The 13,105-nt window shown below is 71.4% G+C and carries 12 protein-coding genes; 6 read left to right on the forward strand and 6 right to left on the reverse strand.

All coding sequences use genetic code 11. The features are described from left to right. Positions 1-207: 207 nt before the first annotated feature. The 3 genes from ABR737_RS11705 (at position 208) to ABR737_RS11715 (ending at position 2,101) form a co-directional block, all read left to right on the forward strand. Positions 208-1,242: a DUF3533 domain-containing protein gene (locus ABR737_RS11705; protein ID WP_350250121.1), complete on the forward strand. Its 1,035-nt coding sequence runs from the start codon at positions 208-210 to the stop codon at positions 1,240-1,242. Further along, the gene (locus tag ABR737_RS11710; protein WP_350250122.1) at positions 1,239-1,562 is read left to right on the forward strand and encodes a nuclear transport factor 2 family protein; all 324 of its coding nucleotides are present in this window, start codon (positions 1,239-1,241) and stop codon (positions 1,560-1,562) included. Before ABR737_RS11705 ends, ABR737_RS11710 begins: the two co-directional genes overlap by 4 nt. 323 nt (positions 1,563-1,885) lie before the next feature. After that, positions 1,886-2,101, forward strand: coding sequence for a tautomerase family protein (locus ABR737_RS11715; protein ID WP_350250123.1), 216 nt, complete (start codon positions 1,886-1,888; stop codon positions 2,099-2,101). 77 nt (positions 2,102-2,178) lie between these two features. On the opposite strand, the gene ABR737_RS11720 is transcribed toward ABR737_RS11715, so the two are convergent. After that, positions 2,179-2,949, reverse strand: coding sequence for an SDR family NAD(P)-dependent oxidoreductase (locus ABR737_RS11720; protein ID WP_350250124.1), 771 nt, complete (start codon positions 2,947-2,949; stop codon positions 2,179-2,181). A gap of 144 nt (positions 2,950-3,093) precedes the next feature. Between ABR737_RS11720 and ABR737_RS11725 the strand changes: the two genes are divergently transcribed. Then, the gene (locus ABR737_RS11725) at positions 3,094-3,762 is read left to right on the forward strand and encodes a TetR/AcrR family transcriptional regulator (RefSeq protein WP_350250125.1); all 669 of its coding nucleotides are present in this window, start codon (positions 3,094-3,096) and stop codon (positions 3,760-3,762) included. Positions 3,763-4,131: 369 nt separating this feature from the next. Further along, positions 4,132-4,569, forward strand: a complete 438-nt coding sequence (locus ABR737_RS11730) for a subtilase-type protease inhibitor (RefSeq protein WP_350250126.1) — start codon at positions 4,132-4,134, stop codon at positions 4,567-4,569. Between the two features lie 189 nt (positions 4,570-4,758). On the opposite strand, the gene ABR737_RS11735 is transcribed toward ABR737_RS11730, so the two are convergent. From ABR737_RS11735 to ABR737_RS11745, 3 genes are all read right to left on the reverse strand, one after another. Then, positions 4,759-5,835, reverse strand: a complete 1,077-nt coding sequence (locus ABR737_RS11735; RefSeq protein ID WP_350250127.1) for a S1 family peptidase — start codon at positions 5,833-5,835, stop codon at positions 4,759-4,761. Between the two features lie 500 nt (positions 5,836-6,335). Beyond that, the gene (locus ABR737_RS11740) at positions 6,336-7,280 is read right to left on the reverse strand and encodes a slipin family protein (RefSeq protein WP_350250128.1); all 945 of its coding nucleotides are present in this window, start codon (positions 7,278-7,280) and stop codon (positions 6,336-6,338) included. A gap of 257 nt (positions 7,281-7,537) precedes the next feature. Then, complete coding sequence (locus tag ABR737_RS11745) at positions 7,538-8,437, reverse strand: S1 family peptidase (RefSeq protein WP_350250129.1); 900 nt, start codon at positions 8,435-8,437, stop codon at positions 7,538-7,540. An 849-nt stretch (positions 8,438-9,286) separates the two neighbouring features. Here ABR737_RS11745 and ABR737_RS11750 point away from each other — a divergent pair. After that, the gene (locus tag ABR737_RS11750) at positions 9,287-9,736 is read left to right on the forward strand and encodes a cell division protein SepF (protein WP_350250130.1); all 450 of its coding nucleotides are present in this window, start codon (positions 9,287-9,289) and stop codon (positions 9,734-9,736) included. 105 nt (positions 9,737-9,841) lie between these two features. On the opposite strand, the gene ABR737_RS11755 is transcribed toward ABR737_RS11750, so the two are convergent. Continuing rightward, positions 9,842-11,059 (reverse strand): acyl-CoA dehydrogenase family protein, encoded by a 1,218-nt coding sequence (locus ABR737_RS11755; protein WP_350250131.1) that lies wholly within the window; start codon positions 11,057-11,059, stop codon positions 9,842-9,844. A gap of 195 nt (positions 11,060-11,254) precedes the next feature. Further along, a complete protein-coding gene (locus ABR737_RS11760) occupies positions 11,255-12,907 on the reverse strand; it encodes an MFS transporter (protein ID WP_350250132.1) in 1,653 nt (550 codons plus the stop codon). Between the last annotated feature and the right edge of the window lie 198 nt (positions 12,908-13,105).

Genomic DNA, 13,105 nt, shown 5'->3' on the forward strand with positions numbered 1-13,105 from the left:
AACATGTGCCCCGGGGCCGCCTCCCGCCCTCCACCGATCAGCCCCACCCGCTCTGCACACCCCCACCGCCCACCGGAAGATGGCGAAACAAAAGCACAAGAATCACCCGTATCACCTGCAGCACCCGCACTACCTGCAGCACCCGCATCACCCACAGCACTCAAGAGCCCCGGACCGGCAGCCGGAAGTGTGGCGAGGAGCAACCGCATGGCCACAACGGACGACGGCGCCCGCACCACCTTCCTCGGGGAGGTGAAGAGCGCGGTGACGCCCCATGCGTCGCTGCTGGTGCTCGGCGTGCTGGGGCTGATGATCGCGTTCATCACCTCGTACACCGGCGCCTTCCACCACCCCAGGCCGACCGGTGTGCCGCTCGCCGTCGTCGCCCCCGCACAGGTCAGCGGGCAACTGGTGGACAAACTGGACCGGCTGCCCGGCTCCCCCCTGGACCCGCGCGCGGTGCCCTCCGAGCGGGCGGCGCGAGCGCAGCTCGCGGACCGGACGGTCGACGGCGCACTGCTCGTCGCCCCGCGCGGCCGCACCGACCGGCTGCTGGTGGCCGGTGGCGGCGGCGCCTCCCTCGCCCAGGCGATCGAGCTGGTCGTCCGCTCGGCGGAGAAGGCCGAACACCGCACCGTACGCACGGTGGATGTGACCCCGGCGGCTCCTGGTGACAGCCGCAGCCTGTCGTCCTTCTACCTGGTCGTCGGCTGGTGCGTCGGCGGCTATCTCTGCGCCGCGATCCTCGCGATCAGCGCCGGGGCACGCCCCTCCAACGGGCACCGGGCGGTCATCCGGCTGGCCGCGCTCGCCCTGTACGCGATCGCCGCGGGACTGGCCGGAGCGATCATCGTCGGCCCCGTCCTCGGCGCCCTGCCCGGCGCCTTCCTCGGACTGTGGGGGCTGGGCGGCCTGGTCGTGTTCGCGGTGGGCGCCATCACCCTGGCCTGCCAGGCCCTGCTGGGCATCATCGGCATCGGCCTGGCGATCCTGCTGATCGTCATCCTCGGCAACCCGAGCGCGGGCGGCGCCTACCCCTATCCGATGCTGCCCCCGTTCTGGCGCGCCCTCGGTCCCGCCCTTCCCCCGGGGGCGGGCACCTGGGCCGCGCGCTCCCTTGCCTACTTCCGCGGCAACGCGGTCACCGGCCCGCTCCTGGTGCTGTCCGCCTGGGCGGTGGGCGGCACCTTGATCACCCTGGCACTGTCGATCTTCCGCAAGAAGGGCGAGACCCCCTCATGACCATCTCCCCCAGCCGACTGGCCCACCCCGCGGTACGCGCCCTGGTCACGGCCCTCAACGGCAATGACGAGCAGGCCTTCTTCGCCGCCCTCACCCCTGACGCCACCATGTCCGACGACGGCTCCGACCGGGACCTCCGCGAGTGGTGCGAACGGGAAATCTTCACCACGCGGGGGCACATGGACGTGCAGTCCGAGTCGCACCAGGGCCTGTCCCTCGTGGCGGACTACCGCAACGACACCTGGGGCGGGATGCGTACCCGCTGGCGGTTCACGGTGGAGGACGGAAAGGTGAGCCGGTTCGAAACGGGGCAGGCCTGATGCCCGTCGAAGCCGGGCAGGCGGGATGCCCGTCGGGGCCGGGCAGGCGGGATGCCCGTCGGGGCCGATCTGCGACACTGGGAGAACCATGCCGGCGCAAGCAGCGACTGACACCGGCGTCACGGCTCGACGGCGAATCGGGCAGGCCGGACGAGGGCCGGGAGCCGGTCACGAGCTGTTCGGGCAGCCCACGGCAAGCCGCGCGGATCGCCGGCCCTCTTCTCCCCCAAGTGGACACCGAGCCCACCGAGCCCACACCGCATTCGGCCCCGGTACTCGGGGGGCATGACGACCGGGTCTCACCCTCACCTGGGAGGCATCCGATGCCATTCATCGACATCAAGGTGATCGCAGGGGTATTCACCCCCGAAGAGAAGCAGAAGATGGTCGAAGATGTCTCCGAGGCGTTGATCGCCATCGAAGGTGAGGCACTGCGCCCGGTGACGCATGTCGTGATCACCGAGACGCCCAGCGGCGACTGGGCAATCGGCGGCAAGACCCTGACGGCCGAGGACGTCCAGGCCAAGAGGGCCGGCTAGCACGCCACACCGCCCTGCTGACCCGACTTCGCCGCCCGCGGACACCACGTCCCCGAGCCCAGTCCGCACCCTGGGGCTCACATATGCGTGCCGCCGTCGATCCGGATCTCCGTGCCGGTGATGAACGCGCCGTCCTGCGAGGCGAGCATCGCGATGACGCCCGCGACCGTGTCCGGGCTCGCGAAGCCCTTGCCGAGGGCCGGGGTGAGCTTGACGAACAGGCTCATGTCGGCGTCCTCGGGCAGGCCCGGGACGCCGTCGCTGGTCATGCCACTGGCAATGGAGCCCGGCGCCACGCAGACCGCGCGCAGCCCCTGCTTGCCGTACTCGCTCGCGAGGGCGTGCGTCATGGACTGGATGCCGCCCTTGCTCGCCGCGTACGCCGACATGTACGGGTGCGCGAACGAGGCGGAGGTGGAGCTGAAGTTGACCACGACCGGCGCACGGCCTTCCAGGAGCGCGGGCAGCGACTCACGGATCATCAGGAACGTGCCGGTCAGGTTGATCGAGATGACCTGCTGGAAGTCGGCCAGGGCGGTCTCGTGGGTGTGCGAGGCACGCAGGATGCCGGCCGCGTTGACCAGGACGTCCAGGCCGCCGAGGCCGGCCACCGCGGCGGGGACGGCGGTGCGGACCGCCGCCTCGTCGGCGATGTCCAGCACCGCGGTCTCCAGCCGTCCGGCGGCGCCTTCCGCGGCCGCACGGTCGGCGGTGACCCGCAGCCCTGCCGCCTCGATGTCCGCCGCCACCACCCGGCCGCCCTCGGCGAGGATCCGGTGAACAGTGGCCTGGCCGATGCCGGAGCCGGCCCCGGTGATCAGGGTGCGGCGGCCGTCAAAGCGGTTCATGGTCCGGTTCCGTTCTCGAGGTGCGGTGGTGCGGTGGTGCGGTGGTGTGGTGCGGTGAGGCATTGGCACCGTACGCCTGCATGGCACATCGTGCCACCCTCGCGTTACGTGCCACTACGGCACGAAGTTCCGTAGGCTGAGGTCATGCCGACCCCGCCGCACCCGACCCCGCTCCCTCGCCCCTCGCTCACCGAGCGGCGCAAGGCCGAGACCCAGCTGGAGATCGCCCGTACCGCGGCGGCCCTCTTCGCCGAGTGCGGCACCGCCGTCACCGCCGACGACATCGCACGCGCCTCAGGAGTCGCCCTGCGCACCTTCTACCGCTACTTCCGCACCAAGGAGGACGCGGTGACGCCGCTGCTCGCCGACGGGGTGCGGCAGTGGACCGACGAGCTGGCCGCCGCGCCGGCCGGAGCGGGCGCACCTCCCGTACGCGAAGTGCTGGAGCGGTCGGCCCGCCGGTCGCTGACCCCCGCCGACGAACCGGCCGCGGAGGCGCTGCGCTGGACTCGCGGACTACTGCGGGCGATGCCGGGCGATCCCGCGCTGCGCGCGGTCTGGCACCGGGTCCACCACGACGCCGAGGAGGCACTGATGCCGCTCCTGGCACGGCTGACCGGCGCAGGCCCGCTGGAGGTGCGGCTGGCCGCGGCCGCCGCGAATACCGCGATGCGGGTCGCGGTGGAGGAGTGGGCGGCGGGAGACGGGGCGCCGGACGGCCCGCGGGGGCCCGGCGAGCTGGTGGTCCGGTGCCTGCGGACGCTGACGGCCGGGCTGCCACAGCTCGACGGGGCGTACGGGCGGGCCCGGTAAGCCGAGCTGCCGGTGGCCGGTTCTTACCTCAGCGGGCACCCCGGGCCGCACGGAGGGCGCCTCGGGCCCCGCTCTTCGGCCAATCGCCGGAGATCGAAACCCGCCCGAACGGCCGGTCGGCGGCCGGATTCCTCCCTTCCGGGTGCGGGTGACCTTTGCCAGGGGCATGACCGGCACCGCATCCCCGCTGGCCGAGCCCCCTTCCCCCCGGGCGCCACGTACCGCTTCCGGTTGCGTTCGCGCCATTACTCTCAGCTTTCGCCTAATGACTCAAAGCGATCGCCTGATGCGCACTCAGGATGCTTTCGGGGTGCGGTTGGGCCAGACTCCCGTCCGGTATCTGCACCTTCGAGCAAGGGAGTGTTCGTCATGCGGTACATCACTGGGGCGGTCGCGCTCGGCGCGGCGCTGGTCCTGGGCACGCTGGCCACCACCGCACAGGCCGCCGCACCGGCGCAGCCGGCGCGGACCGGTGGTCTGTACGCCCCGACGGAACTGGTGCTGACGGTGGGCCAGGGCGAAAGCCGTGCGACCGCCACGGTGCAGCGCGCCGTGACGCTCAGCTGTATGCCCGGGGCCAGGGGTAGCCACCCGGACCCGCAGGCCGCCTGCACCCAGCTGCGGGCGGTGGCCGGCGACTTCAACGCGATAACCGGTGCCACCTCGGACCGCCTGTGCACCAAGGAGTGGAACCCCCTCGTGGTGACCGCGGACGGTGTGTGGCAGGGCAAGCGGGTCTCGTACAGCTACACCTTCGCCAACCCCTGTGCGATGCGCAGCGACAGCGACGTGGTCTTCGCGTTCTGAGCTGAGCTGCTTCAGATCCCCGGGCACCGGAGGGTGGTGCCCGGGGATAGTCATGTGCGGCAGGCATCGTGGCCCGGCGGCCGCTCCGGGACGTCAAGCGTGTCCAGGAGCCGGTGCCGTGCACGAGGAGCCGGTACCGCGCGCCGGGAGGAGTGCACCGCCATGGAGGAGTGCACCGCCGTGCGAGGGTCAGCCGATCTTCGCGCCGTAGGCCTTCAGGGCCTCCGGGACCGGCTGGAAGAAGGTTTCGCCGCCCTGGGAGCAGTCACCGCTGCCGCCGGAGGTGAGGCCGATCGCGGCATCGCCGTCGAAGAGCGCGCCACCGCTGTCACCGGGCTCGGCGCAGACATCGGTCTGGATCAGACCCTCGACCGTGCCCTCCTGGTAGTTGACGCTGGCGTTCAGCGCCTTGACCGTGCCGTCGTGGACCTGGGTGGTACTGCCGCTGCGCTGCACCTTCTCACCGACGGTGGCCTCCGCGGCCTTGGTGATCTTCTGCGTGCTGCCGTTGTAGAGGTCCACCGCGCTGGGGTGCGCGGTGTCACCGGTGTACTTGGCGAGGGAGAAGTCGTCGCCCGGGAACTTGGAGTCCTCGGTGGTCGCGATCGCCGAGCCGCCCTGCTTGTCGGACCAGCTCTTGATCTCGTTGCCGCAGTGGCCGGCCGTCAGGAAGTACGGCTTACCGTCCTTGACGACGTTGAAGCCGAGCGAGCAGCGGGCTCCGCTCCCCCAGATCGCGTCGCCGCCGCCGATGAAGGGTTTGAACTCACCCTTGCTGTGGCGCACCTCGACCTTGTCGCCGAGGGCCTTGGCGACCTTGGTGAGCCGGTCCAGCTTGGTGCCCTTGACCGTACGGTCGGCGGTGACCACGACCTTGTTGCTCTGCGGGTCGATGCCCCAGGACGTGCCGGGAATGGTCGCCTTCGACTTCAGCGTCCGCCGGGCCGAGTCGAGCTGGGCGAAGGTGTGCCGGACGAGTCTGGCTTCCGCCCCCTTGGCCCGCACGGCACGGGCCTGCGCCTTGTTCACCACATTGACGACCAGCTTCTTGGCCTTGGTGTCGTAGAAGGAACCGGCCGTGTCCGTCTTGAGGTGGGAGGCGAGGGTCGCCGCCGCGGTGGAGGTCAGCTTGGCGAGCGCCGGGGTGCGCGCGGGGGCCGTGGACGCATTGGCGTTGGCGAGGGTGACAGTGGCGGTGGCGGCGAGCGCAAGGGCTCCCGCACCTGCGACGATGACGCGCCGGTTGGGTATGCGACGGTGCTTCAAGTCAGGGCCTCCGTGGGGGGAAGAGCCCGGAAACTGTGGGGAGTTGCGCGGGCCCGGAGAGTGAGGAGTCACGGCAGGAACGGATCTGCCCGGGGAGCGGATCCCGGGAGGCGCGTCCATGCCAACGTGCGGGGCCGAGTATTGCCATCCGCCTCACTCGCGCACAAGACCGGGTTCCGGTCTCACATACGGGAGTTCACCATTTCGCCACACGACGGTCACACCGGTGTCCGCACATCTCGACCCCGAGTGCGGACATCAGCAGGCACCCCAGGCGCGCGGCGGACAGCAACGTGTGAGGACTATAGCTGGCCGGAAAATGGCGTCCGGGAACCGGCCCCCGTACAGCAGGGAACGCGGCAAGTGCCTGGATAAGAAGGCATATACAGCCACCAGGCGGACATCGGGGATGAAGCGCCCACTACCCCGCTACGACTTCCACCGGCCTCCGCCGACCTCCGCCGAACCTCCCCCACCCCGGCCTCCGCCGGCCTGCCCCGCTACGACAGATCCTCGGCGTCCGGAAGGTCCTCCAGCTCCGGAGTCGGCGCGCCCTCCTCGACGCCCTCGACGGCCGCACCCGAGGCCCCGGACCGTCCCGGTCCGGCCGGCCGGTCTGCCGGACCGGCCGTCCGCCGCTCGGCGGCCCGCTCCGCTTCGGTCGCCGCCGTCTGCGCCTGGGCCTGCAGCCCGGAGCGCTCCAGGAACCGCAGCAGTTCGACCGGGAAAGGCAGGACAAGGGTGGAATTCTTCTCGGCGGCGACCGCCACCACGGTCTGCAGCAGCCGCAGTTGCAGCGCCGCGGGCTGGTCGGACATCGCCAGGGCCGCCTCGGCCAGCTTCTTGGACGCCTGCAGCTCGGCATCGGCGTTGATCACCCGGGCCCGCCGGTCCCGGGTCGCCTCCGCCTGGCGGGCCATCGACCGCTTCATCGTCTCCGGCAGCGAAACGTCCTTGATCTCCACCCGGTCGACGGTGACCCCCCAGCCGATGGCCGGGCTGTCCATCATCAGCTCCAGGCCCTGATTGAGCTTTTCCCGGTTGGACAGCAGGTCGTCCAGTTCGCTCTTGCCGATGATCGACCGCAGTGAGGTCTGTGCCATCTGCGAGACCGCGAAGCGGTAGTCCTCGACCCGGATGACCGCGTCGGCGGCGTCCACGACCTTGAAGTAGACGACCGCGTCGACCCGGACGGTCACGTTGTCCCGGGTGATGCCCTCCTGGGCGGGCACCGGCATCGTGACGATCTGCATATTGACCTTGCGCATCCGGTCGATGCCCGGAACGATCATGGTGAATCCCGGCCCGCGCACCTCGGAGACCAGCCGCCCCAGCCGGAGCACCACACCCCGCTCGTACTGCTTGACCACCCGCGCCGCGGCCACGAGATACACGGCCCCCACGGAGGCCAGCGCCACCCCGGTCGTCACCAGTTCTTCGACCATCACGGCTCCCTGACATGTGCCGCGCGCCGTCCGAATCGCGCTGTTTACCATGGTATGCCCGGGCCAGGGAAGGCGGGCGAGGAGGCTCACACCGGGCACGGGCGGGCGCGGCCGAGCCCCCGTCCACCGGTGGACGGGGGCCCTTGTGCTGCCGGAGCCGGTTCCGGCGATCGATACGGTTGCCCTTTGCGCGGTCGCCTCTCCGTACGGGTCCCGGCGCGCGCGGACCGGCCCGTACGGCGGTCATCCGGCCGGCGTCAGTAGACGCTCACCCCGTAGGCGCTCAGCGCCTCGGTGACCGGCTGGAAGAACGTGGTGCCGCCGGACGTGCAGTCGCCGCTGCCGCCGGAGGTGAGGCCGAGCGCCTTGGTCCCGGAGTAGAGAGGGCCGCCGCTGTCGCCGGGCTCGGCGCAGACGGTGGTCTGGATCAGTCCGGAGACGATGTCGCCGCCGCCGTAGTTGACGGTGGCGTTCAGCGCGGTCACCTTGCCGCTGTGGATGCCGGTGGTGGAGCCCCGGCGGGTAACCGTCTGGCCGACGGAGGGGGTGCCGGCGCTGGTGATGTCCTGACTGCCGACCGTGCCCTCGTGGGAGACCGAGCCGGTGTACTTGATGATGCCGTAGTCGTTGCCGGGGAAACTGCTCCCCGCGGTCGGTCCGATGCTCGCACCGGAGCCGGTGGTCCACGGCGGATTGCCGTCGGTGCAGTGACCGGCGGTCAGGGCGTAGTAGGTGCTGCCGCTGCGGACGTTGAAGCCCAGAGAGCAGCGCCAGCCGGGGGCGTAGATGGCGTCGCCGCCGGAGATGAACTTGCGGAAGGTGCCCGCGATCCGGTCGATGCGGACCGCACCGGCGTTGCCGCCCGCGGCCCGCTCGATCTTGGCGATCTCCGCCTGGGAGACCGTGCGGTCGGCGGTGACGACCAAGGTGTGGCTCTTGCTGTCGACCCGCCAGGCGGTGCCCGCGACATCCGCGGTGCGTACCGCCTGGCCGGCGGCGGTGAGCTGAGTGGCGCTGAACGTCCTTGCGGGGGCGGGGTCTTGCGCATTGGCGGTGGGGATGGCGATGGCACCGACGGCCACCAGTCCGGACGCCACGGCGATCAGCCGGGTGCGTCTCGCTACGCCGCTGCGGGGGGTGGTGCGCTCGTTCCTCACTGATTCCTCCGAGGGGGATCGGGGGCCGCCGATGGGCAGGCCCGTGAGGCGCAGCCGAAGGGCACGCAAGAATCCGCACGTTCATTTTCGGCGTGCCCCTGACAAGCGCTGAGCGGAGTTTCGGGCGCGCCGCCCCCGCAGCGCAAGAGGGCCACACGCTTGTCTTGTGCCGGATACACGTGCTTCATGGCCGCACCACCCGCAACACTCCGCCCCGGCAGCCTCGTTGACGGCTGCCGGGGCGGCGCTGACCCCCTCGGTCGGGGGTGGGACGGGTCGGCGGGCGATGCGGTTCCGCCCCCGGGCGGTGGAGCGACGGGCGCGGTGGTGCGCCGGGCAGGGCGGTGCCGGGCGGCGGGAAGAGCCGACGGGTCAGGAAGAGCCGGCGAGTCAGGAAGGGCCGGGGAGCGCGGCCGGGGTCCCCATGGCCGTCGGTCCCCCTACGGGGTGTACGGGCGACGGTGGGGAGCGGGCCGGTCCGCCCGGCGGCGGGCAGGACGTGGGCCGGCACGGCGAGCGCACCGAGTCCGGGCCGGGCGAAGCCGCCGGCCGACCGCGAGGGGGCGCGCTTCGGCGGGGCATGTGCGCTGGTCCCGCCCATGAACCTACCCGCCGGTCCGGTCCGCCTCCCACTGACCGCTTCCCGTCAACGGAGGGTCAGGTACCGACCGTGAGGTTCTTCATACTGTCAGTTTCCTTACGGGGCGCATAAGGTGATGGCGCGCCACCCTCTTTGCACCAGATGTGTCACGAACCCCCCGTGCGGCGGCTATCCACTTGGCACACTGTCGGCCTGATGGACGACGATAGGGGTACACACACAGACACCGCGGGTGAGAGGAGGCGTCAATGGGATCGGTGCGCAAGGCGAGCGCCTGGCTTGGCCTCGTCGACGACAGTGATGACGAGCGCTACTACGACGACGACTACGCCGAGGGACCCGATGCCGGCGACTCGGGTGACAGCCCCTGGGTCACCGACCCCCGGGTCCGGGTGGCCGACGAGACCGCCCAGGACCAGGGCACCCGCATCGCCACGGTCACCCCGGAGAGCTTCCGGGACGCCCGCGGCATCGGCGAACTCTTCCGGGACGGCGTCCCTGTGATCGTCAACCTGACGGCCATGGAGCCCTCCGACGCCAAGCGGGTGGTGGACTTCGCGGCCGGTCTGACGTTCGGTCTGCGTGGTTCGATCGAGCGGGTCGCCACCCGGGTGTTCCTGCTGACCCCCGCCGACTACAAGGTCGTCAGCGGCGAGGCCCGCGCCCACCGCAACGGCGGTTTCTTCAACCAGAGTTGAGCGCGACCCGCGCGCTTCCGGCCGGGGGTCCGGGGGCTCGCGGCGGCAGCCGCCGGTGGCGGGCCCCCGGATCACGCAGCGACCCGAGTCAACGGGCGAGGCCGCTCACCGGAAGGCGTCCAGGCCGGTGAGCGCCTTGCCGAGCACCAGTTGGTGCATCTCGACGGTGCCCTCGTAGGTGAGCACCGATTCCAGGTTGGTCGCATGCCGCATGACGGGGTACTCCAGCGAGATCCCGTTGGCCCCGAGGATCGTCCGCGCCGTACGGCAGATCTCGATCGCCTCCCGTACGTTGTTCAGCTTCCCGAAGCTGATCTGCTCGGGGCGCAGCCGCCCCGCGTCCATCCGCCGCCCCAGGTGATGGGCCAGCAAAATTCCCTTGTGCAGTTCGACGGCCATGTCGGCGAGCTTGGCCTGGGTGAGCTGGAAGCCGCCGATGGGCTTGCCGAACTGCTCCCGCGTCTTCGCGTAGTCCAGCGCCGCCTCGAAGCTGGTGCGGGCGGCCCCCATGGAGCCCCAGATGATGCCGTAGCGGGCGTGGCTGAGGCAGCCGAGCGGACCGCGCAGCCCGGTGACCTCCGGGAGTACCGCGTCGGCCGGCAGCCGTACGTCGTCCAGGACGAGTTCGCTGGTCACCGAGGCCCGCAGGGACCACTTGTGCTTGATCTCGGGGGCCGAGAACCCCGGAGTGTCCGTGGGGACCAGGAAGCCGCGGATGCCGTCGTCGGTCCGGGCCCAGACCACCGCGACGCCGGCCACCGAGCCGTTGGTGATCCACATCTTGCGCCCGTTGAGCACCCAGTCGCCGCCGCCCTCGCGCTTGGCGTGCGTCCGCATCGCGGCGGGGTCGGAGCCGATGTCCGGTTCCGTCAGGCCGAAGCAGCCGATGACCTCGCCGGCAGCCATCCGGGGCAGCCACTGCTGCTTCTGCTCCTCGGAGCCGAACCGCCAGATCGCGTACATGGCGAGCGAGCCCTGGACGGAGACCAGGGAGCGGATACCGGAATCCGCGGCCTCCAGCTCCAGGCAGGCCAGGCCGTACTGGACGGCGGAGGCGCCCGCACAGCCGTAGCCGGTCAGGGACATCCCGAGGGCGCCCAGGGAGCCGAGTTCGCGGGCGAGTTCACGGATGCCGGGCAGTTCGCCGCGCTCGTACCAGTCGGCGATGTGCGGCAGGACGCGGTCGGTGGCCCACCCCCGGACGGTGTCCCGGACGGCACGGTCCTCGTCGGTCAGCAGATCGTCGAGGCCCAGCGGGTCGCCGGGGTCGAACGGCGGGACCGCCGAGGACGCCGAGGACGTGGCGGACGGCTTTGCGGGCATGGCGGGGCCTCCGGCGGGTTCAGCGCTGGCGAAAAACTAGCAGCGGTAGTTATTCGCTTCCGACGGTACGGCCCGCGGTGCCGCGCGGCAAGGGTCACCACCGCGCGGCGGAGCGGGCACACACCGGGCGGGGCAGACACACACCGGGCAGGCACCCACAAGGCGGGGCAGCGACGCCCGGAGGGGAAGCGCCGGTCAGCGGCCGGAGCTCGCCGGGGCGGGCTCGCCGCTGCCGCGGCCGGCACCGGCCGTGCCGTCGCCCGGAGCAGGCTCCCCGTCCGCCTCGGCCCGCTCCGTGGACTCCGCCGCCCGGCGCGGCAGCCGCAGCGCGATCCCCGCACCGACCAGCAGCAGCACGGCGCTGGCGACGAGGGTGACGTGCAGCCCGCGGACGAAGGACTCCCGGGCGGCCTCACGCAGCGCCGCCTTGGCGCCCTCCCCCAGGCCGACGGCCACCTTGTAGGCCTCGCCGAGGGAGTGCGAGGCCGAGGCGGAGGCCCGCCCGGGGACGCCGTCGACATGGTTCAGGCCCGGGGCGTAGGCGGCGTTCATGACGCTGCCGAGCAGGGCGACACCGATCCCCGCGCCGAGTTGGTAGGAGGTCTCCCCGATCGCGGCGGCGCCGCCCGACTGTTCGGCGGGCGCCTCGCTGAGCATCGACTCGTACGCCCCGAACAGCGTGGACTGGAAGCCGAAGCCGAGCAGGACGAAGCCCGTGGACAGCAGCCAGGGCCGGTCCTGGCTGCTCATCGCGGTCAGACAGAGCACCGCGACGGCGGTCAGCACGAAGCCGAGGGAGACCATGGCGCGCGGGCCGACGGCCTGCAGCATCTTCGAGCCGGTCAGGCCGGCGGCCATCGCGGCGAAGACCAGCGGCAGCATCCGCAGACCGGTCTGCAGCGGGCTCAGTCCGAGCACGAGCTGGAGGTACTGGACGGCGATCAACTGCAGGCCCACCAGGGCCAGCATGGCCAGCACGATGCAGCCGACGGAGGTGCCGAAGGCGGGCCTGGCGAACAGCCGCATATCGATCAGCGGGTGCTCGCGCCGGCGCTGGCGGCGGACGAACAGGACCAGCAGCAGCACGCCGAGGACGATGGGCAGGAGCGTGGTCGGGCCCAGCACGGCCGCGCCGCTGCCGATCCGCTTGACACCGAGGACGATGCCCAGCACACCGAGCGCCGCGACGATCGCACCGATCACGTCCCAGGGGCCGTTGCGCTCCCCGCGCGATTCGGGCAGCAGCCACCGTCCTATCAGCAGCATCGCGGCCATCATCGGGATGTTGATGAGGAAGACCGAGCCCCACCAGAAGTTCTCGACGAGGAAGCCGCCGAGGACCGGGCCGACCGCGGCGCCGACCGCGGCCACCGCGCTCCACACGCCGATGGCCATCGCACGCTCGCGCCGGTCGGGGAAGACCTGCCGCAGGATCGACAGCGTGGCCGGCATGATCATGGCGCCGCCGATACCGAGCAGGGCGCGGGCCACCATCAGGATCTGCGGGTTGGGCGCGAGCGCGGCGGCGGCCGAGGCCAGGCCGAAGAGTCCGTAGCCGAGAAGGAGGATGCGGCGGCGGCCGACGCGGTCGCCGAGGGTGCCGAACAGGATCAGCAGCGAGGCCGCGATCAGCGGGTAGACGTCGACGATCCAGAGGAGCTCCACCGGGCCCGGTCGCAGGTCCTCGGTGACGGAGGGCACGGCGACGTACAGGATCGTGGTGTCCAGTGCGACGAAGAGCAAACTGACGCAGAGCACGATCAGCACGGTCCAGCGGTTCGCGCCGCCGCCTGAAAGCCGGGGAACACCAGCCGTCCGTCCACTGCCGGACGCGGTCGTCCCGGACATGCAGCACCTCCAGTCATGCTCTCGCGGCCACGGATCAGGGCGCGAAAACGCCCCGGTGGAACCGGCGGCACAAGCGAGTAGAGAAGTCAGACTACGCGAGTCCCGGTGGGTGCCGCGTGGCTCACCTCACGATGAGACGCTCATCGCAGGGCCGTGCGTTCCCCACCCCGCCGTCGGCAATCGTTCTTCGGCCACCTG

It is taken from the genome of Streptomyces sp. Edi2 (assembly GCF_040253635.1).
Lineage (GTDB): Bacteria > Actinomycetota > Actinomycetes > Streptomycetales > Streptomycetaceae > Streptomyces.

Bases quoted from the DNA above. Each gene is read 5' to 3' on its own strand.
- ABR737_RS11705 (WP_350250121.1), top strand. From the start codon at position 208: ATGGCCACAACGGACGACGGCGCCCGCACCACCTTCCTCGGGGAGGTG.
- ABR737_RS11710 (WP_350250122.1), top strand. From the start codon at position 1,239: ATGACCATCTCCCCCAGCCGACTGGCCCACCCCGCGGTACGCGCCCTG.
- ABR737_RS11715 (WP_350250123.1), top strand. From the start codon at position 1,886: ATGCCATTCATCGACATCAAGGTGATCGCAGGGGTATTCACCCCCGAA.
- ABR737_RS11720 (WP_350250124.1), bottom strand. From the start codon at position 2,949: ATGAACCGCTTTGACGGCCGCCGCACCCTGATCACCGGGGCCGGCTCC.
- ABR737_RS11725 (WP_350250125.1), top strand. From the start codon at position 3,094: ATGCCGACCCCGCCGCACCCGACCCCGCTCCCTCGCCCCTCGCTCACC.
- ABR737_RS11730 (WP_350250126.1), top strand. From the start codon at position 4,132: ATGCGGTACATCACTGGGGCGGTCGCGCTCGGCGCGGCGCTGGTCCTG.
- ABR737_RS11740 (WP_350250128.1), bottom strand. From the start codon at position 7,280: ATGGTCGAAGAACTGGTGACGACCGGGGTGGCGCTGGCCTCCGTGGGG.
- ABR737_RS11750 (WP_350250130.1), top strand. From the start codon at position 9,287: ATGGGATCGGTGCGCAAGGCGAGCGCCTGGCTTGGCCTCGTCGACGAC.
- ABR737_RS11755 (WP_350250131.1), bottom strand. From the start codon at position 11,059: ATGCCCGCAAAGCCGTCCGCCACGTCCTCGGCGTCCTCGGCGGTCCCG.
- ABR737_RS11760 (WP_350250132.1), bottom strand. From the start codon at position 12,907: ATGTCCGGGACGACCGCGTCCGGCAGTGGACGGACGGCTGGTGTTCCC.